17 protein-coding genes and 1 pseudogene are annotated in these 24,202 nt (G+C 39.9%); 16 read left to right on the forward strand and 2 right to left on the reverse strand.

Annotation, left to right across the window (positions count from 1 at the left end):
* Window positions 1-28 precede the first annotated feature (28 nt).
* The 4 genes from CTN01_RS04350 to CTN01_RS04365 all read left to right on the forward strand — a co-directional run bounded on the left by CTN01_RS04350 (window position 29) and on the right by CTN01_RS04365 (window position 6,253).
* Window positions 29-1,033 (forward strand): GGGtGRT protein, encoded by a 1,005-nt coding sequence (locus CTN01_RS04350; protein WP_045150354.1) that lies wholly within the window; start codon window positions 29-31, stop codon window positions 1,031-1,033.
* A gap of 253 nt (window positions 1,034-1,286) precedes the next feature.
* The gene (locus tag CTN01_RS04355) at window positions 1,287-2,192 is read left to right on the forward strand and encodes a manganese-dependent inorganic pyrophosphatase (RefSeq protein WP_045150358.1); all 906 of its coding nucleotides are present in this window, start codon (window positions 1,287-1,289) and stop codon (window positions 2,190-2,192) included.
* A gap of 402 nt (window positions 2,193-2,594) precedes the next feature.
* The gene (locus CTN01_RS04360) at window positions 2,595-3,839 is read left to right on the forward strand and encodes an outer membrane protein transport protein (RefSeq protein WP_107342094.1); all 1,245 of its coding nucleotides are present in this window, start codon (window positions 2,595-2,597) and stop codon (window positions 3,837-3,839) included.
* Between the two features lie 35 nt (window positions 3,840-3,874).
* Entirely contained in the window at window positions 3,875-6,253 is a 2,379-nt protein-coding gene (locus tag CTN01_RS04365) for a VolA/Pla-1 family phospholipase (protein WP_045150359.1), read from the forward strand.
* Between the two features lie 88 nt (window positions 6,254-6,341).
* On the opposite strand, the gene CTN01_RS04370 is transcribed toward CTN01_RS04365, so the two are convergent.
* A complete protein-coding gene (locus CTN01_RS04370) occupies window positions 6,342-7,592 on the reverse strand; it encodes a patatin-like phospholipase family protein (protein WP_107188470.1) in 1,251 nt (416 codons plus the stop codon).
* Window positions 7,593-8,292: 700 nt separating this feature from the next.
* Here CTN01_RS04370 and CTN01_RS04380 point away from each other — a divergent pair.
* Together CTN01_RS04380 and panP are read left to right on the forward strand one after the other, a co-directional pair.
* Window positions 8,293-9,264: a DUF2860 domain-containing protein gene (locus CTN01_RS04380; RefSeq protein WP_045150361.1), complete on the forward strand. Its 972-nt coding sequence runs from the start codon at window positions 8,293-8,295 to the stop codon at window positions 9,262-9,264.
* A gap of 149 nt (window positions 9,265-9,413) precedes the next feature.
* Window positions 9,414-11,081, forward strand: a complete 1,668-nt coding sequence (gene panP / locus CTN01_RS04385) for a pyridoxal-dependent aspartate 1-decarboxylase PanP (RefSeq protein ID WP_045150363.1) — start codon at window positions 9,414-9,416, stop codon at window positions 11,079-11,081.
* Window positions 11,082-11,654: 573 nt separating this feature from the next.
* Here panP and torR read toward each other — a convergent pair.
* On the reverse strand, window positions 11,655-12,368 hold the full coding sequence (gene torR / locus CTN01_RS04395) for a two-component system response regulator TorR (RefSeq protein WP_045084784.1): 714 nt from the start codon (window positions 12,366-12,368) through the stop codon (window positions 11,655-11,657).
* A gap of 201 nt (window positions 12,369-12,569) precedes the next feature.
* On the opposite strand from torR, the gene torC reads away from it, so the two are divergent.
* The 10 genes and pseudogenes from torC (at window position 12,570) to CTN01_RS04445 (ending at window position 24,193) form a co-directional block, all read left to right on the forward strand.
* Window positions 12,570-13,736, forward strand: a complete 1,167-nt coding sequence (gene torC, locus CTN01_RS04400) for a pentaheme c-type cytochrome TorC (protein WP_107188472.1) — start codon at window positions 12,570-12,572, stop codon at window positions 13,734-13,736.
* A 92-nt stretch (window positions 13,737-13,828) separates the two neighbouring features.
* Window positions 13,829-16,357: a trimethylamine-N-oxide reductase TorA gene (gene torA, locus CTN01_RS04405; RefSeq protein WP_045150369.1), complete on the forward strand. Its 2,529-nt coding sequence runs from the start codon at window positions 13,829-13,831 to the stop codon at window positions 16,355-16,357.
* Between the two features lie 131 nt (window positions 16,358-16,488).
* Window positions 16,489-17,136 (forward strand): molecular chaperone TorD, encoded by a 648-nt coding sequence (gene torD / locus CTN01_RS04410; RefSeq protein ID WP_045131018.1) that lies wholly within the window; start codon window positions 16,489-16,491, stop codon window positions 17,134-17,136.
* Window positions 17,137-17,212: 76 nt separating this feature from the next.
* A pseudogene (locus CTN01_RS04415) lies at window positions 17,213-17,578 on the forward strand (nickel-dependent hydrogenase large subunit); the annotation flags it as partial.
* Between the two features lie 11 nt (window positions 17,579-17,589).
* On the forward strand, window positions 17,590-17,853 hold the full coding sequence (locus CTN01_RS22950) for a cytochrome b/b6 domain-containing protein (protein WP_230627035.1): 264 nt from the start codon (window positions 17,590-17,592) through the stop codon (window positions 17,851-17,853).
* A 118-nt stretch (window positions 17,854-17,971) separates the two neighbouring features.
* Entirely contained in the window at window positions 17,972-18,127 is a 156-nt protein-coding gene (locus CTN01_RS22955; RefSeq protein WP_249033671.1) for a hypothetical protein, read from the forward strand.
* Window positions 18,128-18,963: 836 nt separating this feature from the next.
* Window positions 18,964-19,527, forward strand: coding sequence for a hydrogenase maturation protease (locus CTN01_RS04430; protein WP_249033672.1), 564 nt, complete (start codon window positions 18,964-18,966; stop codon window positions 19,525-19,527).
* Window positions 19,524-20,516 (forward strand): LysR substrate-binding domain-containing protein, encoded by a 993-nt coding sequence (locus CTN01_RS04435; RefSeq protein WP_107176756.1) that lies wholly within the window; start codon window positions 19,524-19,526, stop codon window positions 20,514-20,516. The genes CTN01_RS04430 and CTN01_RS04435 overlap by 4 nt, the downstream gene beginning before the upstream one ends.
* Window positions 20,517-21,349: 833 nt before the next feature.
* Window positions 21,350-22,486: a hydrogenase small subunit gene (locus tag CTN01_RS04440; RefSeq protein WP_045131158.1), complete on the forward strand. Its 1,137-nt coding sequence runs from the start codon at window positions 21,350-21,352 to the stop codon at window positions 22,484-22,486.
* Between the two features lie 3 nt (window positions 22,487-22,489).
* Window positions 22,490-24,193 carry a nickel-dependent hydrogenase large subunit gene (locus CTN01_RS04445; RefSeq protein WP_107131385.1) on the forward strand — a complete coding sequence of 568 codons (1,704 nt, stop codon included), beginning with the start codon at window positions 22,490-22,492 and terminating at the stop codon, window positions 24,191-24,193.
* Window positions 24,194-24,202 lie beyond the last annotated feature (9 nt).

Raw genomic sequence — 24,202 nt, forward strand, 5'->3', positions numbered from 1 at the left:
ATTTGCTAAATTTATTGAGGATTTTATCATGGCTGCATTATTTGAAAGCTTTGATCGTCGTATTAACCAAATCACACCCGTTTTAGAACAATATGGTTTTGCTTCTCTTGAAGAAGCGCGTCAATACATCGAAGATAAAGGTGTTAAGGCTTACGATATTGTTAAAGAAACCCAACCTATTGCGTTTGAAAACGCATCATGGGCATATGTTCTAGGTGCTGCAATCGCACTAAAGGAAGGCGCAAAAACTGCGGCTGAAGCTGCTGAGTTTTTAGGTCAAGGTCTACAAGCATTCTGTATTTCAGGTTCTGTTGCTGACCAACGTAAAGTAGGTTTAGGTCATGGTCGCCTAGGTGCTCGTCTTCTAAGCAATGAAACTCAATGTTTTGCATTCCTAGCTGGTCACGAATCATATGCAGCAGCTGAAGGTGCAATCAAAATCGCACTAAACGCAAACAAGGTACGTACTAACCCACTACGCGTTATTCTTAACGGTTTGGGTAAAGATGCAGCTTACCTTATTGCTCGTATTAACGGCTTCAACTATGTACAAACTCAGTTCAACTACACAACAGGTGAACTTGAAATCGTTAATGAGCGTCGTTTCTCTCAAACGCAACGTGGCGAAATTAACTGTTACGGTGCTGATGATGTGCGTGAAGGTGTAGCGATTATGCACCGCGAAAATGTTGATATCTCTATTACAGGTAACTCGACTAACCCTACTCGCTTCCAACACCCAGTTGCTGGTACATACAAAAAAGAACGTCTGGAAGCAGGCCAAGATTACTTCTCAGTTGCGTCAGGCGGCGGTACTGGTCGTACTCTTCACCCAGATAACGTCGCGGCAGGTCCTGCATCTTACGGCCTAACTGACACTATGGGTCGTATGCACTCCGATGCTCAGTTTGCTGGTTCTTCATCTGTACCTGCTCACGTAGAAATGATGGGCTTAATCGGTATGGGTAACAATCCAATGGTTGGTGCAACAGTTGCTGTTGCAGTAGCAATTGAGCAAGCGCAAAACGCGTAAGCAGAAATTTAAAATCTTTATTTTCAAATAACGACAAAAGGCGGGGTTTTAATCAACCTCGCCTTTATTTTTATCAGCTAATTCTTTATTTGTTGAATCTGGATAAAAAATCTCTAAAATCCTCGGTACAAAAGAAGCTTGATAACACTTATACCTATAAAAATGCAGGCTTATAGGTATAATCGGCTGTAATTAAGTTATGTCGTATTACATCATCCAGTCTTGCACTGCATGATTGAGTTAAGGAAACATCATGATCCAAGTAGTAGGTCACAAAAACCCTGATAGTGATAGCATTTGCTCAGCACTAGTTTGTACAGCTCTTCTTAAGGCTCGCGGTCTTGAAGCAACTGCAATTCGTCAAGGCGAACTAAACCGTGAATCTCAGCATATCTTAGAAGTGGCTGGCGTTACTGCACCTGAACTACGTACAAGCGTTGCTGGCGAGAAAGTATGGTTAGTTGACTACTCTGATCTAGCTCAAGCACCTGATGATCTAGCAGAAGCTGAAGTTGTGGGTATTGTTGACCACCACCGCCTAGGTGACGTGATGACAATCAACCCATTAGAAGCTTGGATCTGGCCTGTAGGTTGTACTTGTACTGTACTATTCAACATGTTCAAGATCGAAGGTCACGAAATTACTCGTGAATTAGCGCTTCTGATGATGTCTGCAATCCTATCTGACACTGTTGGCTTCGCATCGCCAACATGTACTCAAAAAGATAAAGACGCAATTACTGAGCTTGCTCAAATCGCTGACGTACAAGATCTAAGCGCATTCATCAAGGCGCTATTAATCGCTAAAACTGACATCGAAGGTCTAACTGCATCTGAGCTAGTTGAAAAAGATCTTAAAGGCTACCCTTTCAACAACCGTGACGTTGTTGTTGGTCAAATCGAACTTGCTACGCTTGAGCAAGTAGAAGACATGATCGAAGCACTGGAAGCTGACCTACAGCGTCGTTGTGACGAAGAAAAACTAGCAATGGCTGCGCTAATGCTAACTGACATCACAACAAGCACTACTCGCCTGCTTTACAAAGGTGAGTGGAACGACACTCTAGATACGCACGCAAAAGACGGCGTTCTAATGATGGAAAATACGTTAAGCCGTAAGAAACAAGGCTGGCCTTGGCTACAAACTGTACTAGCTTAATTCTTAAGTTTTAGTACAAGCCACCAAATATTACGCGATAAGAGCTCGCTCTTATCGCGTTTTTACTCCAACACATTTATAGTTATCGATATAAACTATCATTATTGGCCGTCATTTTATTTTGAGCCAACGTTACTTCCCCCTTCATTCCCATTCTTTTTTTAAACAATTTATAATTTTACGCCTGACATTAGAGCAAATACTTTAATTTTAAGCTCATTTTATTTGTATAAAAAAACAACCTTGAGAATAAAACACAGCCAAACAAACGCTATTTATGTGACAATTGTCAAATTTACTTAGTATTCCTATTTGGTATACATATACTTCACTTTCTAAAAATAATGCTGCCATTGATCATACTTTTGGTTGAGCAAGAAGCTAATAAAAGAGAGACAGTTAATGTCCATTAAAAAACGTTATATTGCATGTGTTATTGGCGTAGCCATTTCAAGTCAAAGCTATGCTGCTGGCTATCAAGTATCAGAACATTCAGCTGCAGGTTTAGGTCGTGCCTACGCAGGCGACGCAGCCTTTGCTGACACAGCAGCCGTGCTAGCTCGTAACCCTGCCGCGATGACCTTATTTAAGCACGCAGAAGTTTCTACTGTTGCAAGTGTTGTCATACCCTCTGTTGATATTTACGATCATAGCTTTGCTCAAGGCGCAAAAAATATCGCACCTGTTAGTTTTGTTCCTGCGGGCTACTATATTCAACCAATCAATGACAAAGTAGCGGTTGGTCTTGCACTTTTCAGTAATTACGGTGTAACAACAAAGTACCCTAACGATTTCAACGCAGGGTCATTGGCAGGTAAAACGTCCCTTGAAACATTCAATTTTAATCCAAATATTGCCTACCGTTTAAATCCACACTTCAGCATCGGTGGTGGTGTTAGCCTTGTTTATGCTAATGCAGAGTTTGATCGCCGTTTAGGTGCGCTTTCACTAGAAGTTCCTAATAGCCAGCCAAGTGATAATGCAATCAACTTAAAAGGCACAAGTTGGGGCTGGGGCTGGAATATTGGCGCACTCTATGAATTAGATCAGAATAACCGTTTTGGCCTAAGCTACCGTTCACAAGTTAATCTTAACTTTGATGGTGATTTTACCGATTATTTAGGCCCAATCACTGGTAAGCCTAAGAATACGGTTGCGGCTAATCTTGCTTTACCTTTACCCGCTATTGCAGAGTTTTCTGGTTTCCATCAGTTAAATTCACAATGGGCGATCAGCTACAGCCTACAGTGGACACAGTACAACAAGTTTAAAGAAATTCGTGCCACTAGCTCGCAATGTAAGCCAGGCTTCAACGGCCAAGCCGGTACCTGTTTACTGAAAAAAGAAAACTACAAAGATACCTATCGTTGGGCTGTCGGTACGACTTACACAATGAATGATGAATGGACACTTCGTTACGGTTTTGCCCTTGACCAAAATGCAGGTCAAGCAACACTGAGTATTCCAGATACTGATCGTTACTGGTATTCAGCAGGAGCGACTTACCATTTCAACCCAAATCTGTCTGTTGATATGGGCTTATCTTATATCCATAGTAAGAAAATAACATTTGTTGAAGAGAACAGTACGTTTACCTCTCGTGGTAAAGCCTATCTTGCCGCTGCACAGCTTAACTATAGCTTTTAATGCGTTGTAACTAATAAATTATTTGGAAAAATAAAATGAAATTTAATTCAATCGCATTAATCGTCGCGTCTGCATTAAGCATGGTTGGTTGTGGGGGCGGTAGTCAAACGACCGTTAAACCAACCATTGATCCTGATATTGCAGACAGCTTAAAAGCAGAAACAAAGATTGATTTTGATTTACTGTCAGCTAATAAAACTATTGTGATCCCTAGCTATCTAGGCATGGATGCACAAGATGGCACATTAGCAACACGTGAAGGCGCAACTGCACCTGAAATAGCAATGGGACAAACCGATGGTTGGAGTACAACTCAGCCTATTACGATTAATTTTAAAGGTAAGGCACTTGATCCCGCGACTGCTGCAAATAGTTTTTACTTAATCAAATCAGGCGATCCAACCAATCCTGACGATACCACACAGCCAACACTGTTATCCCAGCAAAACGGGGACTTTATGGTAACGGTTTCAGGCAATAGCTTAATCGTTATGTTGCTTAAACCTTTAGATCCATCAAGTAACTACATGTTCGCAGTTACCGATAATCTAAAAGATGTGAATGGTGAATCGGTCGGTATGAGCAACTCCTACGCTTTACTAAAAGTCGATAGTACGCCACCAGCTGCGGCGTTAATTCCAGCCCATAAGATCACTCATGTAACAGAAGCTGATTTTGAGCAAGCTGGTGTGAGTCGTGACAATATTATCTTCTCGACTTGGTTCACTACTCTCTCATCAGGTGATGTGTTATTTGCAGCCAAAATGGCGACCGAAGAAGCGATACAATTAGGGGCTAAAAACGTATGGCAAGGATCGGCAATTGCAAACAATGTAACAGATGAGCAACTAGATAAGCTGTTTACGTTTTCTGAACCAACAAAAGTTGAAGATAAAGATAAGGTCACAGGGAATATCAGCATCTATCAAGGCACGCTTTCACTACCTTATTACTTAGATATTCGTGCAAACAAGTTTATGAATACCCCTTGGCAAAGTGGTATGCCTAGTCTTGCAAAAATTAAGTACGTATTAACTAATGGCAATGATGCTGATAAATCTGCCGTTTTAGGTCAATTATCAGATTTTAGTGTAACACCAGAAGATATGGCTGAGGTCGCAACCAACCCACAAACGCAAGTCGAAGTACTGACTAAGCTAATGGGAAAAAAAATCACCTTAGCGAATGGTAAACAACTCGATCCTGAACGCATTATTACCCGTTACAGTGCTGTACCTGAATTAAAGTCCGTTCAAACCATCAATTACACCTTGGTATTACCTAGCAATCCAAAGTGTCAAAGCCTTGGTGCTAACAACGTAACGATTTTCCAGCACGGTGTTACTGCAGATAAAAATGTATTAACGGAACATAGTGAAGGTTTACCTTCTTTAGCTGAAACTCTCGTGGGTGATCAATGTCGAGCAATTTTCGCTATCAACCAACCGCTTCATGGTGAAGATCGTGGTATTCATATCACAGATGCAAACGGAAATACTACGTACGAAAATGCATCCACCGATCCTTCCATGTATTTAAACTTGGAAAACCTGACTGTCGCCCGCGATAACTTACGTCAAAGTACAATTGATGTGGTAAATCTTCGTGCATCTATTGGACAATTATTTGCTGATATTAAGCAAAAACAAAATGATGGTGTAAATACTAAAACCGTTTCACCATTAGATATGTTAAATCCCAATAAAGGTGTGAGCTTTGCCGGACACTCATTAGGTGCAATCGTGGGTACTAACGTTGGTAGTATTGCCAATCGCCCAACAATGAATCCTGCCTTTGATCAGCAATACTTCGTGATTAATAAACTGTCACTAGCAAACCCAGGTGCAGAGATCCCTTACCTATTATTAAACTCAGGTAGTTTTGGTGGATTACTTAAAGCCGGAATTTTAAAAGGTACAATTACTAACCCAACAGAAGTAACACCTGATGTGATTGAAACAGGTAAATTCATTCAGACAATTGGGAAATGTGTTTTAACAGAGAAAAAAGACATTAGTAGTTGTTATAACGCCAATATTAGTAATCAATCTCCTGCTCTTGTCGTCAAATGGACACAAGATTATGTGAAATTTGCTTATGCAGCACAAACAGTTATGGATCCTGTCGATCCTATTAACCTTGCTCACGGCATTTCACAATCACTCCCTATCTTTGTACAAATGGTCAAAGGTGATTCCACCATTCCAAATATTACAAAGACAACTGAATTACCATATTCACCATTTACAGGCACAGAACCTTTGATTCAACAACTCAATTTATCAACAAATGGTGGCGATAAAACATGGCAAGAGTATGCCGTCGGTACACATACCTCTTTGTTAGATGCAACATCATCTAAAGAGACAACAATAACAATGCAGCACGATATGGCCAATTTCTTAAATAACTAATATCGTCAACTAATAAAGCCTTGGTTCTTTTCCAATCACAATAACTAGGGAGGATATCAAGGCTTTGTTTTACTCACATTATTGCGACTTACTCATCTCGCATGTACTGCATTAAACTGCTTTTTTCATTTAAAATATTTGAAAAACAATCTAGAAACTTACGTCCTATTATCTTTCCTTCTCGATAATCCATTTCTAAATCATCTTTGCTACTTAATAGTGCTCGACTATTCAATGACTTTTCAGGTGCGATTTGTATAACTTGTAATCCCTCCGGTGGATTAACTAAAAAATCATTCACATCTTGGTAAGTTTTATAATATTGAGCCAGCATTTCAATAACGTCGATATTATTACTCTGCCCTGCTAATTTTAATAAACGTTCAATATTAATATGTGATAGCCAACTCTTATTACCAAAAACAGGCTGCTTCAATGTATATTTACTTTGACAATCTAAATATGAAAGTTCTTTCTCTATATCTTCTTTATCTGTAATATGGACAGTGTCTTTACGGTATTGTTCACGCCACTGTTCAAATCGGTGACTTAGTTCATGATGAACCGTTTTAATTCTATCTACCGATTCATTAAGGCTGAGCTTATTAATATAATATGGTAAGTAACTTTCAACACTTTCTCGCCAATCGTCAAAGATCCCCTTATCGGTATGACTGTCATGATTAAGAGGCTCTGTTCGAATAACAATAACCAGATCTGCACCACGTCGCCATGCTTCTTTAGCAGGTACCGCAGCGCTCACACCACCATCGACCCATTCCAACTCATTCATATTAACAGGTAAATTATATAAAACAGGAATAGCACAACTCGCACGTAAAACTTCATACCAATCATCTTGATACATCGGCATATAGATATCTTTTAGGGTATCTTTACGTGTTGCACAAGCGAATGCCTGTCGATGTTGAAGAGTTCTTTTGGCGGTATGAAAATCGAGAGCTAATTCACCAGAGGGGGAAACAACTTGTAATGCCCAATCAAGATTCATTGACTGTTGTTTACTTAAGTACTTATATAAGCTAAAAAATTCATCCGTTGTTGTATAGTTTTGAATAAATTTATAACCAAAACGTGGCTGACGACTAATAAATGAAGATAAGTTGAGAGCCCCCGCAGAAGTACCTATATACAAAGCGAAAGGATCAAACTCATTGTCTAAGAAACTGTCTAAAACACCAGCTGAAAAAATACCACGCTGTCCCCCCCCCTGAACAACTAATGCTATTTTTTTATGATGCGCATAAAAAAGCTTTGATGAAAAGTGAGATATCGATTCTTCATCGAAAGCACTCAAACTAAACGGCAGATAATTCATTTCTCCCCCAAAGGTTAGAAAACACTCTGACGTAATATACGCCTTCCCCTTAATTGTTGGAATGGCTTAAAAAAACAAGTTAAAGAGAGTAAAACCCTATTTTATCTCTTTAACTTGTCATTGTATTACGCTGATAAGGCTATAGCTGCGTAACTAAAAATTGTCGATATCGTCAACGTTACTGTAACTACAGCAATTTTCAAATTACTATCCATACTTCGCACCTTAAAATCACCAGTCTTTGTAAATATAATATTCTGATAATTTGAGTATAGTTATGTTGCGCACTTGTTATCAATTAATTATACGAAATTAAGATAATTATCACATTAATATCAATAGTGTATCTGTTGCATTAAATTTGCTACAACTATCACTTATGAACATTAGATAGCAGAGTAGAAATAAGCGCATTATTTTGTAGTATTAGCCACAACCACATGCAAATAACCCTTTAAAATATTGCTCTTGTTTTCCTTTTCCCTATAAGATAGGAGCAAAACCCAACACCTTTTTGTATGATTTTGTTACAATTTACATTAAATAAATAAATCTACTATCAAATAAGTAACAAAATACTATTTTTCCATTCAATAACACCCATCGCTAATATAAAATTAAACTATATTTAAACTTTATTTTTATTCCTTGCGTTAATCACTATTACAGTAATGAATAATTGAAGAAAAGGATACATAAAATGAAACCGATTTATATTGGTTTAGTTACAGCCGTTGCAAGTTTTAATACCGTTGCAAAGCCTGTGGATTGGACACCTGGTATCAGCGGTGATATCTCGCTCTTAGCCGGATACACTAAAACAAATTCACAGTTTGACTCTGATAATACCACCTCCTCAAATTTGAATTCATCTGGTGATGATCAAAGTCACACACTTATCGCACCACTTGGTACACTTTCATATACTTTCAACAATGCTAAACAGCAAATATTTTTTGGTACTGATCGTTCTGATGTCGCATTAGGGCGCTTCCATGCTGAACTTGGCTTCCGTCAAAAACTTGAAGAAAACGGCACAGTTTCGTTAAGTTACATTCCGGGATTATTAGAATTAAAAACATGGCAAAACCCCTATTTAACAGGGAAGCCACGTGTTAAAACAGGAAGTAATGTAAAAGCGATACGTGCACAGTGGGAAAATATTGCAGATTCTATGTTCTCGGTAGATACTGCATATGGTCGTTATGAGATAGATCAAGAAAAAAGTGGAGAAGGCTCTGCTAATGATAAATCCCTACTAGATAGAAACGCAAAACTCTTTTTTGTTGAAGGAAGTTACCTACTTCCACTGAGCCGAACGCAAATGATCCGTACCGCGTTAAACTACAGCGGTATTGATGCTGATGGTAAAGCGATGTCTGCCGATATTTTTGGTGGCTCAGCAACATTTATTCAAATCTTCCAGCGTTCAAGTCTAGCCTTTACTTTAAGTTATAAGAAAGCGTTATTCGATGCAGAAAACCCTATTTTTGATAAGAAACAAGAAGACGACCGTTTAGGTGCTTTCCTTGCTTATGAATATAAACAACCATTTGGTTGGAAGAACTGGGGCTTTGTTTCGTTAGTGGGTTACAACACTACACAATCTAATATCAACTTCTATGATGAAGATACTATGCTTGTTAGCTTAGGTATGAACTACAGCTTCTAACAACAATAAATGCTGTCCCTTCTTCATTGTAAGCGATGAAAATTATGGCTCTGTTATGATACAGAGCCATAAATTTTACGAGACATAACACTACTTTTCTATTAGATTAACAGCACTTTACCAAAGTTAAAGAAACGTTACTGAGTATTATGGCTGTTAATAATCGCACTGCCGATGCATCACAAGAATCTCTGCATCGAATTTTTACAGTACCGGAAGCCCCAGATTCAACACTGGGTATGATAGAAAAAGAGCTATCAGAAAACTTAAATGAATTTCTGCGTACTCACATTGCTGCAACAGAAAAACCACTGCTAGAAATAGAGAAAGATTTTTCCGATCCAGCAATTCCTGAGATACCGAGCTTTGTCTCTGAGCACACTCAATTTCTTCTAAATAAGCTGGTCTCGCAATCAGTCCACACCTCAGCGCCAAGCTTTATTGGCCACATGACTTCTGCTCTGCCTTACTTCATGATGCCGCTCTCTAAAATCATGATCGCGCTGAATCAAAATCTCGTAAAAATCGAAACATCTAAGGCTTTCACTCCACTAGAGCGTCAGGTTTTAGGCATGCTTCATAAGCTCATCTTCAATGAAAATGAAAGCTTCTATCAGCAATGGATGCATAGTGCCGACCATTCCTTAGGTGCTTTTTGCTCTGGTGGCACAATTGCCAATATCACTGCTTTATGGGTAGCAAGAAATACGGTATTAAAACCTGACGGGGATTTTAAAGGTATTGCCCAAGAAGGATTATTTCGTGCTATGAAGCACTACGGTTATGATGATTTAACGATCTTAGTGTCTGAACGTGGTCACTACTCGTTGAAGAAATCAGCAGATGTATTAGGCATTGGTCGTGATAGCCTGATTTCAATCAAAACTGATGATAATAACCGTATCAACATCGACCACTTACAGTCGACGTTAGCGGATCTTAAACAGCGTAACATTAAACCCTTCGCCATTATTGGTATTGCAGGCACAACAGAAACAGGCAATGTTGATCCCTTAGATCAATTAGCGGATATCGCCACTGAACACGATTGTCATTTCCACGTTGATGCAGCTTGGGGCGGCGCGACATTAATGTCGAATAAATACCGTCATTTATTAAAAGGGATTGAACGCGCCGACTCCATTACAATTGATGCTCACAAGCAGTTATATATTCCTATGGGTGCTGGCATGGTGATCTTTAAAAACCCCGAGCTCATGACAGCAATTGAACATCATGCCGAATATATTTTGCGTAAAGGATCGAAAGATTTAGGTAGTCACACCCTAGAAGGTTCACGAAGTGGCATGGCTATGTTGCTATACGCTAGCATGAATATTATTAGCCGCCCTGGTTATGAGTTGTTGATTAACAATAGTATTGAAAATGCACGTTATTTTGCAGATTTAATTATACAACAAAGAGATTTTGAGTTAGTCACTGAACCTGAGCTGTGCTTACTAACCTACCGTTATGTGCCTGAAGCGACACAGCAAGCATTATTAATCGCTACAGATGAAGAACGAGAGACATTGCTAGAGTTACTTAATGACTTAACCAAGTTCATCCAGAAACGTCAGCGTGAATCCGGTAAATCATTTGTATCTCGTACACGTATTACACCGGAAAAATGGCAGCATAAGATCACAACTGTATTCCGTGTCGTACTAGCGAACCCACTCACGACAGAAACCATCTTACAAGATGTGCTAAGAGAGCAACGCCAATTAGCAAAAGAAAGCACCATTAGTCTGCCCAAAATAGAAAAGTTAACAGCAGAAATAACGAGAAAAAAGATCGAAAATCGATATAAATAGCCCGTTTATCTATATTATTTTTTTGATTATTTAGCGTTAAAGCCCAGTTTTACTGGGCTTTTTGCATTTTATAACCATTAACAATCAAAAAATTCTATGTCTATCTTATGAATAATCTGCAAATCAACTATTAACAGCACATTATTGTAGTATGAATAGCTTCAATAATCGGTCAAATATCTACTTCTATCTCTCGCATAGTGTTTCTTATTTCTAAGATAAGTATTCATTGCTTGATTTTGAGCACCGTTCAATAAATTGCCCTTTTCATATTCTGTCATTATTTTTTTGTATTGTTAACGAAATGATCTCATTATTGTTTTTTGTTTCTATTAACAATGTTAATAAGACGTTTAAAAACCAGCGCTATTTTGAGAATGGTTATCAATCTGTATTTTTGGTTAAAAAACGCGCAAAAAAATACTTATTCATTGATTGATTTATATCAAGAAATTAGCGCATTTTTTTCTAGAAAAAAGGCCATATCACAGAATGATATGGCCTTTTTATTTCAAAATGTTTCGCTTGAATATGCGACTTTTGATATCAGTTATATGTATTTATTCGAGGAAATTAATCCCCTGCAAACATATATCCTTCACCGTGAACGGTAACAAAAATCTGTGGGTTCTTTGGATCTAGCTCCATTTTAGAGCGCATACGACGAATTAAAACATCGATAGTTCTATCGTTTGGCGCTTCAACTCTGTGGCTTAACATATTTAAAATACGTTCACGACTCAACACTACATTTGGGTGTGAAGAGAAGGCCACTAATAGCTCATATTCCGCTTTAGTTAGCTTAACTGGAAGACCATTATGAGTCAGTGCTCGTTTGTTAATATCGAACTGCCATTCGCCAAAACGAATGATGTTATCTTCCTGCATTTCGACCATAGTTTCATCACGTGCTTTTTCCACTAAGGTCATGCGCCATAACAAGTTTTTCACTCGAACAAGAAGCTCTCGAAGCTCAAAAGGCTTAGTGACATAGTCATCTGCACCCATCTCTAAACCCACAATACGATCGATACTATCAGTACGTCCTGTGACCAAAATAATACCCACTTCAGAGCGGCTACGAAGCTCACGTGTAAGCATCAAACCATCTTCGCCAGGAAGGTTAATATCAAGCATGACGAGGTCGATATTTTCGGTCGCCATGATCTCTCGCATCTGTGCGCCACTATCCGCTTGGCTAACCTTATATCCTTCATTCTCGAAATACCCTACCAGCTTAGTACGGGTAACAATTTCATCTTCCACAACAAGTACGTGATGAGTCATGTTTGTCTCTTTTAGTTTTTTAGGTGTTCTTACGAAACGTTAGCACAAACCGTTGTTATTCACAATTTGTCATAAACATGAGTTTGCTATTCATTCGTGGCATTAACCTTATTCACATCGTGGAAATAAGATTACCCCATAAAATTTATAACGTCACCGTAGCTTACGGCGGGCATTCATTCTTAAATGGAATCATTCAACATGAAAAGACTTTGGCAGATGTTGACAAAACCAAGTAGCAAGTATTCGATTCTTGCTCTTGTATTTGTTGGTATTGTTATCACCCTAGTTGGTATCTTTGCTGTACATAAAGGTTTTGAACACGCATCAACCAATGAATTCTGTATCGGTTGTCATACCATGCAGCAAAACTTCGACGAGTATAAAGAATCTGTACACTTTAAAAACGCCTCTGGTGTTCGAGCTGACTGTGTGGACTGTCACCAACCTAAAGATTTAGTTGGTATGGTTCAAACTAAGCTGATGGCATCAAAAGACGTATATAACCAGTTTATTACTAAAAAGATTGATACGCCTGAAAAGTTTGAAGAGCACCGTTTAGAATTGGCTCAGATGGTATGGGATCGAATGAAAAAGCAAAATTCGAGCACCTGTAAGAGCTGTCACAATTACTCTGCAATGGATCACGCTAAGCAATCACCTGAAGCTGCTGCTGCAATGACAGACGCTGCTGCAAAAGACATGAACTGTATCGAATGTCACAAAGGTATTGCGCACGAACTACCAAACATGGCTGGTGGTTTCCAGAAGGATTACCAAAACCTTCAAGCTGAAGCGACTTCTCAAGGCGCAACAGCTGACAAGCTTTACTCTCTTGGTGAGAAAGATATGTTCGCCACTGACGATGCTAACGCTAAATCAGAAGGTAAATTACTACCAGCGTCTGAAGTAACTGTACTTGAACGTAAAGGCGACATGCTAAAAGTTGAAGTAAATGGCTGGCTAGAAAAAGCAGGTAAAGGTCGCGTTATGACAGAGTACATGGGTAAGCGCGTATTTAAAGCGACTATCCGTGGTGACATCAAAGCTAACGAGAAGATTGTTAAGGAAGAAACTGATCCAGCAACTGACATCGTATGGCAGAACGTAACGGTTCAAGCTTGGATTACTAAAGCTGACATGATCGATAGCATCCAGCCTATCTGGAACTACGCAGAAGAAATGTACGGCTCTACTTGTAACGCTTGTCACGCGGCGCCAGCACCAGGCCATTTTACTGCAAATGGCTGGATCGCAAGTCTGAAAGCCATGAGCGCATACTACCGTCTGTCTAAGACAGAAGAACGTACGCTACTGAAATATCTTCAGAACCACGGTAGCGATACAGGCGGTGCAGGCGCACACTAATCCTGTAGCCTAATAACAAATAAATGATAGGCGGGTGATATCACTATCCCCGCCCCATCGATAAAAATTAAAGTTTAAGGATTCTCCAACATATGGCGACTCAAACTAATAAAACTGGCATCTCACGCCGCCGCTTCCTATCTGGCCTTGCAATGGCAAGTGCTGCATCGGTTGTAGGTACAAGCCTTCTTGCTCCTCGTAAAGCAATGGCTGCCGAAGAAGCAAAAGCTGCGTTCTCTGGCGAAGTGTTATCTGGCTCTCACTGGGGTGCATTCCGCGCTAAAGTTGTTGACGGTGTTTGGACTGAAACAACGCCATTTGAAAAAGACAAGAACCCAACAGATATGATCCAAGCGGTACGTGAAGTGGTTTATAATCCTGCACGTGTTAAATACCCAATGGTACGTATTGATTGGCTAAAGCAAGGCTACAAGTCAGATACAACACAACGTGGTAATAACCGTTTTGTACGTGTGCCATGGTCTCAAGCGTTAGACTTCTTCTACCATGAGATGGAGCGTGTTCAGAACAACTTCGGTCCAAGTGCACTGTACTCTGGTCACACAGGCTGGCAATCAGTCGGTAAACTGCATAACGCAGGTACCATGATGAAGCGTGGTATTGGTCTTCACGGTACTACCCTAGGTAAAATGGGTGACTACTCAACAGGTGCCGCTCAGGTAATTCTTCCTTACGTTGCTGGCGCAATGGAAGTTTACGAGCAACAAACATCATGGCCACTAGTACTTGAGCACACTGACACTATCGTTATTTGGGCGTCTGACCCAATTAAAAACCTGCAAGTGGGTTGGTTAGTACCAGACCACAGCCCATACCAGTACTATGACCAGCTTGCAGAGAAAGTGAAGAATAAAGAAATCAAAGTGATCTACGTCGATCCTGTGGTTTCTAGTACTCAAAAAGTAGTTGGTGGTGAGCAGATCCGTGTTAACCCACAGACTGATGTTCCATTAATGCTTGCTATTGCACATACGCTATACACTGAAAACTTATACAACAAAGACTTCATTGCTGATTACACAACTGGCCTTGATAAGTTCATGCCTTACGTTCTTGGTAAGACTGACGGTGTTGTTAAGAACCCTGAGTGGGCTGAAAAGATCTGTGGTATCAAAGCTGATGATATCCGTGCTCTTGCGCGCACAATGGCAAGCGGCCGTACGCAAATCATCGGTGGCTGGTGTCTACAACGTATGCAGCACGGCGAACAGTACGCGTGGATGCTAGTTGTACTTGCAGCAATGCTAGGTCAAATCGGTCTACCAGGTGGTGGTTTCGGTTTCGGCTGGCACTACAATGATGCAGGTTCAATCACCTCGAATGGCCCACTAATGTCTGGCTTTAGTGGTGTTACCGGTGTTGATCCAATTCATAACGGTTCATACGACGGTTACTCTACTTTCATTCCAGTTGCTCGCTTTGTTGATTGTATCGACAACCCAGGCAAGACTATTAACTACAATGGTCAGAAGATTAAGTACCCAGTTATGAAGATGGCGATCTTCAGTGGTAACAACCCATTTGGTCACCACCAAGATCGTAACAAGATGATCAAGGCTTGGACTAAGTTAGAAACTGTTGTATCGATTGAACACCAGTGGACAGCAACTTGTCGTTTTGCAGATATCGTATTACCTGCAACAACTACATACGAGCGTAACGATATCGAGCAGTACGGTAACCACTCTAACGCAGGTATTATTGCCCTACGTAAGATTGTTGAACCAATGTACGAATCTAAAGATGACTTTGAGATTTTCCGTGAGCTATGTTCTCGTTTTAACCGCGAAGAAGCATTCACTGGCGGTAAGACGCAAATGGAAATCATTGAAGAGATCTACAACGGTGCGCGTCTGCAAGGCCGTGGCTTAGGTGTTCGTATGCCTAACTTCAAGAAGTTCTGGGATGGTGAAGGTTTCATCGAGTTCCCTGCGGGTAAAGAGTGGGTTCGCCACGAATCATTCCGTAAAGAACCTGACCTTGAACCACTAGGTACGTCTTCAGGTATGATCGAAATCTACTGTAAGACTATCGCAGATATGGGTTACAAAGACTGTCAGGGTCACCCTATGTGGTTTGAAAAGACTGAACGTAGTCATGGTGGTCCTCGCTCTGATCGCTTCCCGATCAACATGCAGAGTACGCACCCGAAAGATCGTCTACACTCACAGTTATGTTCGTCAACGGATTTCCGTGCGACTTACGCCGTTGCTGATCGCGAGCCGATCTTCATCAATACTGAAGATGCTGCTGCTCGTGGTATCAAATCTGGCGATATCGTACGTGTCTACAACGATCGTGGTCAGGTATTAGCAGGTGCTGTTGTAACAGATGATTACCTACCAGGTGTTTGTCGTCTACAAGAAGGCGCATGGTACAGCCCATTAGAAGGCGGTAAAGTGGGAACTATCTGTACTTACGGTGATCCAAACGTATTAACAGAAGACATCGGTACTTCTAGCCTAGCGCAAGCAACATCTGCTGCTGCTGCTCTAGTTCAGATCGAGAAGTACACAGGTATTGTTCCTGCAGTAACAGGCTTTAACGGTCCTACCTACGAAGAAGGTATCGACCCACTGTTCCCTGCTATGGATAAGTAATTTTATTTAACTAGTTGATTAAAATAAGGCGATGAACGAAAATTCATCGCCTTTATTTCACCTTTTTAAAATAGATTCCAATATAATGCCTCAAGTTATATTTGAATGTGTTTTATCTGTCTGGAGTGACAATGCAAGAATTTATTGCTTTCAACGAACAACGTGCAGAGATCTACTGGTGGATGTCATCACTTTTCGCTCGCGAACTCACTGATGCAGATCTGCATGAATACCACGGTGGTGAAATGTACACATTCCTTTCAGGCTTAGGCATGACCGAGGAATTAAAAGCACCCGTTGAGGCTTTTCGCGAAGTAATTAATCAATCAAACACACGTCCTGATGAGCAACTTGAACTGGCGGCAGATTTCTGTGGTTTATTCCTAAGCACACCGAAAACAGGCGCGCTACCTTACGCATCTATGTATGTAGGTACATCTGGTTTACTTAACGATAAGCCAGCACAAGATATGAATCTGCTAATGAATGATTACGCGATTGCACAGCGTAAAGAATTCAATGAGCCAGCCGATCACCTTGCTGTTGAATTGGATTTTATGGGTAACCTTATCATCATGGCTAACCAGCAAGAGACTGAAGAAAAGCGTGAAGAACTAATGCAAGCACAGCTTTCTTTTGTTAACACTATGCTGCTGAACTGGTTACCACTGTTTGTGAAAGAGTGTCAAAACCGAGATCAATTTGGCTTCTATGCTGCAGCGGCTAATTTATTATTGGCATTCTGTAAACTTGATGCTGCTTTCCTTGCTGGTGAATAATTAAGCAACATGTTAATAATTAAACCTCAGTCTCGACTGAGGTTTTTTATATCTGCCTTAAAAACACGCTAAAAAACTAAATTCAGATCAAACTACGTACATTGAGCCAACCATTGTTCCTAAAAAAGAATACAAAGGTGTAGGTGTGATTGAAGCGCTTCGTGGTTCATTAAGTCACTGGCTACGTATTAAAGACGGTTTAGTTGAAAACTATCAAGCGGTTGTTCCTACCACATGGAACGCAAGCCCAATTGATGGCAACGGCAAAATTGCACCTTATAAAGCTTCCTTAGTCGGCTTAAAGTTAGAAGATCCAACTAAGCCTCTTGAAGTTCTTCATGTGATCCACTCATTTGACCCATGTATGGCGTGTTCAGTACACGTGATGGATTACAAAGGCCAATCTTTGAGTGAATTCCGTATTCCAGCACAAGCAGTGTAAGGAAGGAATTTATGTCAACAGATACAGTGTTGTACAAACGATCCTATGTTTTCTCTTTTATTATACGCCTATGTCACTGGCTCCGTGCTTTTGCCATATTTGGTTTGGTGATCACAGGTTTTTATATTGCTTGGCCATTTTTGGTTGCGCCAGATAGCACCAACGTATTAGAGCAAGGCTGGGTACGTTTTGTTCATGAAGTGCTGGGATTTGTCCTTGTAGCCATTACCTTAATTCGTGCTTATTTGTTCTTCTTTAGTCGCAGTAATGTTTAACGTCGCTCGGTGAAAGATGCAGTAAGTCCAAATAGCTGGGTAAAACAAATCAAAGCCTATTTTTGGGTTGGACAACCACCCCATCATGGTTCTTACGGCCCGTTACAGTTAGTGGTTTATGCGGGTATTTCTATCGACGCTATTTTTTTTCATGAGTGTGACAGGCTTAACCCTATATGCCAACGTATGCCACCTTGATATGGAAGGCCTATTTTGGCTGCATGCTGAGTGGGTAACCTATGCAATGGGCGGATTAGTTAACGCCCGTGAATAGCACCACATTGTAACTTAGGCATTCATCGTGTTTGTCTTAATTCACGTTTACATGGTGATTTGGACAGGTATTCGATTCCGCAATGACTCAGCTGATGCCATTATGTCGGGTTTCGATTACCCCCGTGCACGTTAAAGATAAGAACAAGGGAAACCAGCCAGTTCATCATCATACTCACCAAACAAACACTGACCATAAAGGCCACTAGCACTGATGAAGATATTGCTACTTGTTATTGGCAATGTCTTTTACGCCGACGAAGGAGTCGGCGTACATTTCGTCAATTACCTCACCGAAAACATCTCAGCATAATTATAATCTTTCATATACATTGCCAATATATATTTATATCTACCCATTTGTATGCAACCTGATTAAAAGTGAAAATCTTGTTTATGATGTAAGTAAAATAGCATCGATTTATAATATTACTCTTATTTAAACATAAACCTTATTTGTAGCTTAATTACTACAAATAAGGTTTTTATTTGAAAATAAGTCTTACTTTATTTTTACCAAACTTATCGATTATTCAAAAAATCAGCATATTTATTAGGTTTTAATCGCAAAATATTTGTTTCCAATACTCACCTAATCAATTATTAAGCACACCGTCAAAAAAAACATAAATAATTGATTATTAATAAAAACAAAACAATCAATAATGCATACTTATCAACTAACATCACATTTCTTTTATTATTCATCACCTTTTGGATTAAAAAATAGATAGTCATAATCTATTTCCAGCCTAAAATACTCTTCCCACTGCTGTTATGCGTTCAGTTATTACGTGTCACTCAGTAAATATTTAAAAATAACAACAAAACAATTTCGTGAGACAACGAAATAACCTAGGTGGGAAATATGTTAAATCTTGCAATATCGGTTATCCCTATTTTGCTTTTAATTTGGATGATGACAAAAAAGAATGCGTTGCCTACCGCTTTTCACAGCCAGAACATCAGATTGATCTCATGGATGGCGGTACCCTTGCGCTTAGTTTGATCCCAACTTTAACCCAATACGATCATCTTATAGTGATTGATACTGTTAATGCTTCTGGTGTAGATGCTAGCGAAGTGTACTTTTTCGATTTTGATAAAGCACCACCAGAGATCGACTGGCAAGGCAGTGCCTATGAAGTAGAAATGCTGCAAACATTGATCATGATGGAATTGGTCGGCGATCGCCCTAAAACATTCGTATTAGGTGTTACCCCTACTGTACTCGAGCCGATGCATTTAGGACTAACACCTAAAATTTATGCTGCAATTCCTACCATGGAATCAGCCATTCTGAATCATTTAACGGATTTGGGTATTACGTGCGAACGTGTAAACAACATTGAGATAAATAGCTTGATCCCAACCGCTTATAAACGAGAATCAGGTACATGACAAATAGTTATACTAGACATCGTTATCAACAACTACCATCACAGCAATCCATACGTATTTTTGAGTCTGCGGCACGCCATTTGAACTTTACACTGGCGGCAGAAGAACTTTCGATTACACAAAGTGGTGTTAGCAAACAAATTAAAGGTTTAGAACGATTCTTAAATACATCTCTTTTTATAAGAAAAGGGCAAAAGATAGATTTAACAGACACTGGACGTTTATTTTATACCAGCAGCATAAAGGCATTAGACTGCCTACAACAAACTATTGACATGATTAAAGGGCAAGCTGGTCAATTACGCTTACAAGCCCCACCAACCTTTGCGAGTCGCTGGTTAATTCCACGTATGGAGCAACTTTACAAAAATCTACCTGAGCTATCGCTGCATATCGAAACGACGTGGTTACGGACTATCCAAGACTATATTCAAACAGAGCCCAACCAATTAGTCATTCATTGCTGTGTTAATTACCCATTTAATAATTTACGAGCTGAATTGCTACGTGAAGAATCACTATTTGTCGTCGTTTCACCTGATTATCTTGCCCGCAATGGTCAAATAAAGTCAGCACAAGATCTTGTTAATCATACTTTACTGCATACTCGATTAGATGGTCACATTTATTGGGAAACGTGGGCTAATGCTATGCACCTCTATGATTTAGATACAACAACAGGTTATGAATTTGAAACATTGGATATGGCATTGTCTGCTGCAGAAAATGGTTTAGGCGTTTTAGTCTGTGACTTTGTATTTGCTTTTGAGGCACTTACTAATGGGCGTCTCGTCATCCCCTTTAGCATGCCAATAGTCACGGGATTACGATATGTGCTTCTCAGTCAACCCAATAGGCACTATCAGCCATTACAGCAGAGTTACCTTAACTGGCTACATCAACAAATTAAGCAAGATAATCAGGAGATGGAACAATATCTTATAGATCTCAGCCTCGACACTTCAGAACGCATAAAAGGCATTTTATAAACACAACTTAAGCCAATGCAGAAAATTATCTAACGGGTAAATTAAAATTAGCTTTATCTAAAATCAGCATGGCGTAAGATAAAGAAAGTAATTATATATTTCTATATCAATCATTCTTAAACAACGAGAATAGCAAGAATCCATCATTTTTTTGACACTGATTGTACCTTTATCACAATTATGCAACAAGGTTAGCATGAAAAACTAGACACTAAGATCTCAAAATAATTATAATGTGATTTTAATTATATTTAGAATCATCTAAATTAATTTCATACCTAGCCGGTAATTATGCACCTTGCCTAGAAATAATCAGAAATTATTGATTATTAAACCTCATTTAACAATGGGGCTTTTTTTACCCCCTTTCACTGCCATAATTACCCTTAGATTTAATAAGGCTTACCTTTCAATTAAAAGCATAATATAGCGAACACTTTATAAGAGATACCCTCCATTTTACTGATAAAGGCCCAACAGCAATCAAAGTGACAATGCCAAATATGAGGGCATAAATACAGATATTAGACTCTGTAATAGTCCCGATATATTGTTGGTTATGAGTAAGAAATTCTGTTTTCGTGCGCTATTTTCACAAAAGATCACTAGATTTGAGATGATTCGAACAAGGCTATACGGCAACAATCAATCTTGCACCAATTTTGTTGAGTAAAAAAATTAGTTATTTATGCATACCCCCATTTTTGATTTTTTATATTGTCATACAAAATTCAAAAATATGATATAGATCAATCATCTCTCATCATTACAAGCCTAAAATCTGCACGCTATTCCCTTAGCGTATAAATATTCATAATAAACAAGGTTGATAGATGGACTCGCATGCAGCCCTTTTCGAACTAGGCAAGAAGCGTCTTGCAGAGTTACGAGCAATGAAATCTCTTCGTGAGGAATCATTCAAAGATAAATTAGAACAAAATGGCATTACCCGTCGTGACTTCATGATTTGGAGTGCCACTATTACATCCCTACTGGCTTTACCTTTACCGTTTAGCACCATGGTTGCAGAAGCTGCAGAGCTTTCCGATCGCGTGCCTCTTATCTGGTTAAGCCTTGCAGAATGTACTGGCTGTTCTGAATCACTAACACGTACAACCACTCCAGATATTAGTACCCTTTTATTTGAACATGTTTCTCTTGAGTACCAAGAAGTATTAATGGCAGCGGCTGGTCAACAAGCTGAAGAAAACCTAGAAAACGCAATGAAAGCGTACAAAGGCAAATACCTATTAGCAGCAGAAGGCGCGGTTCCTACTGCTAATAACGGTATTTATCTTACGCTTGGCAGCAAAGCTGAAACTGGTATGTCACTGATCAAGCGTGTGGCTAATGATGCAGCAGCCGTTATTTGTGTTGGTACTTGTTCTTCTTTCGGTGGTGTACAGGCAGCTCGTCCTAACCCAACAGGTGCGAAAAGCGTAGGTGCTGTGATTGATCGCCCAGTGATTAACGTTGCAGGTTGCCCACCAAACCCAGCCAATATCACGGGTACATTGATGTACTACATTATGTTTGGTCGTCTTCCTGCTCTTGATATGTTTAACCGTCCTAAGTGGGCATATGGCGCACGTGTGCATGATAACTGTGAGCGTCGTGGTCACTTTGATGCCGGTGAATTTGTAACGGAATTTGGTGATGACAACGCTAAGCAAGGTTATTGCTTATTTAAGATGGGTTGTAAAGGTCCATACACTTACAACAACTGCCCTACAGAGCGCTTTAACGCGCATACAAGCTGGCCTGTTCTTGCAGGTCATGGCTGCATTGGATGTTCTGAACCAGATTTTTGGGATGAAATGGCGTATTTCGAAAAACCATTAAGCCGTCAGCCTTTACATGGTTTAGATGCCACTGCCGATACCATTGGCGCAGTGACATTAGGCGTTACTGCTGTAGGTATTGGCGCTCACGCAGTGAGTAGTATTTTTGCAAAGAAAGTCGAGGAATAATTCATGAGCAAGCGTGTCGTAATCGATCCCATTACTCGTATCGAAGGCCACTTACGCATCGAAGTTGAACTTGATGCTAACAATGTTATTGAAAAAGCTTATGCCTCTTCAACCCTGTTCCGTGGTTTAGAGATCATCATGAAAGGCCGTACACCTTATGATGTAGGCCTATTAATGCAGCGTATTTGTGGTGTATGTACATCATCACACTACCTATGTGGCACATTAGCGGTTGAAAATGCCATTAATGCTCAAGTGCCTATTAACGCGAAATACATTCGTAGCTTGATTTTAACGTCACTTGAAATGCACGACCACATTGTTCATTTCTACCTACTACACGGCCTTGACTGGGTGGATGTGGTTTCTGCATTAAGTGCCGATCCTGCAAAAGCGGCACAAGAAGCAATGAAGTGGTCTAAAATACCAATGGCTGCGGGTGAAGGTGAACTACGTGCAGTACAAGAAAAAGTACAAGGCTTAGTAAACACAGGTAAGTTAGGTCCATTTGCTAACGCATACTGGGGCAATAAAACTTACGCTTTCACACCAGAGCAAAATCTAATTGGTTTATCTCACTACCTAAAAGCACTTGAAGTTCAACGTATTGGCGCTGAAATGATGGCAATTTGGGGTGGCAAAAACCCGCACCCACAATCTATTGTTGTTGGTGGTGTAACATGTGTTCGTGACATGTTAGATCCTGCTCGCCTGCAAGAGTTTAAACAAAAGTTTGTTCATGTCGCTGAATTTATTGAACGTGCCTATCAAGCGGACATTTTGATGGCGGCAGCTGCATTTGGCAAAGAGCCAAGTGTATTAGGCGGCTGTAACGTTAGCACTTTCATGTGTAGTGAATCTATTCAGCTAAACGAAGAAGAACAGCTATTTACTGGCGGTGTTATTCGAAACAAAGATCTTACTAAAGCAGAAAATGTTGACCTTAGCCTCATTGCTGAAGATGTGACCCACTCATGGTACAACGCTGATAAACCACAGCACCCATTTGATGGTACAACGATTCCTGAGCACACTCCGTTTATTGAACGTGACACCTTAGAAGGTAAACGTCCAACGATTAACGAAGCGGGTAAATATTCTTGGGTTAAATCACCACGCTATAACGGCGAGCCTGTTGAAGTTGGTCCACTAGCCACTATTGCAGTGAACTATGCAAAAGGTAATCCATACGTTGTACCAGTTGTTAACGAGTTCTTAAAAACAACAGGATTACCTGCTGGTGCGCTATTTACAACATTGGGTCGTACAGCTGCACGTATGCTTCATACCTTAATCATTGCACGTAATGGTTTAACTACCTTTGAATCTATGGTCGCAAACCTAAATTCAGATCAAACTACGTACATTGAGCCAACCATTGATCCTAAAAAAGAATACAAAGGTGTAGGTGTGATTGAAGCGCCTCGTGGTTTATTAAGTCACTGGCTACGTATTAAAGACGGTTTAGTTGAAAACTATCAAGCAGTTGTTCCTACCACATGGAACGCAAGCCCAATTGATGGCAACGGCAAAATTGCACCTTATGAAGCTTCTTTAGTCGGCTTAAAGTTAGAAGATCCAACTAAGCCTCTTGAAGTTCTTCGTGTGATCCACTCATTTGACCCATGTATGGCGTGTTCAGTACACGTGATGGATTACAAAGGCCAATCTTTGAGTGAATTCCGTATTCCAGCACAAGCAGTGTAAGGAAGGAAT

Origin of the sequence: Photobacterium angustum, from assembly GCF_003026365.1 — a bacterium.
Classification (GTDB): domain Bacteria; phylum Pseudomonadota; class Gammaproteobacteria; order Enterobacterales; family Vibrionaceae; genus Photobacterium; species Photobacterium angustum.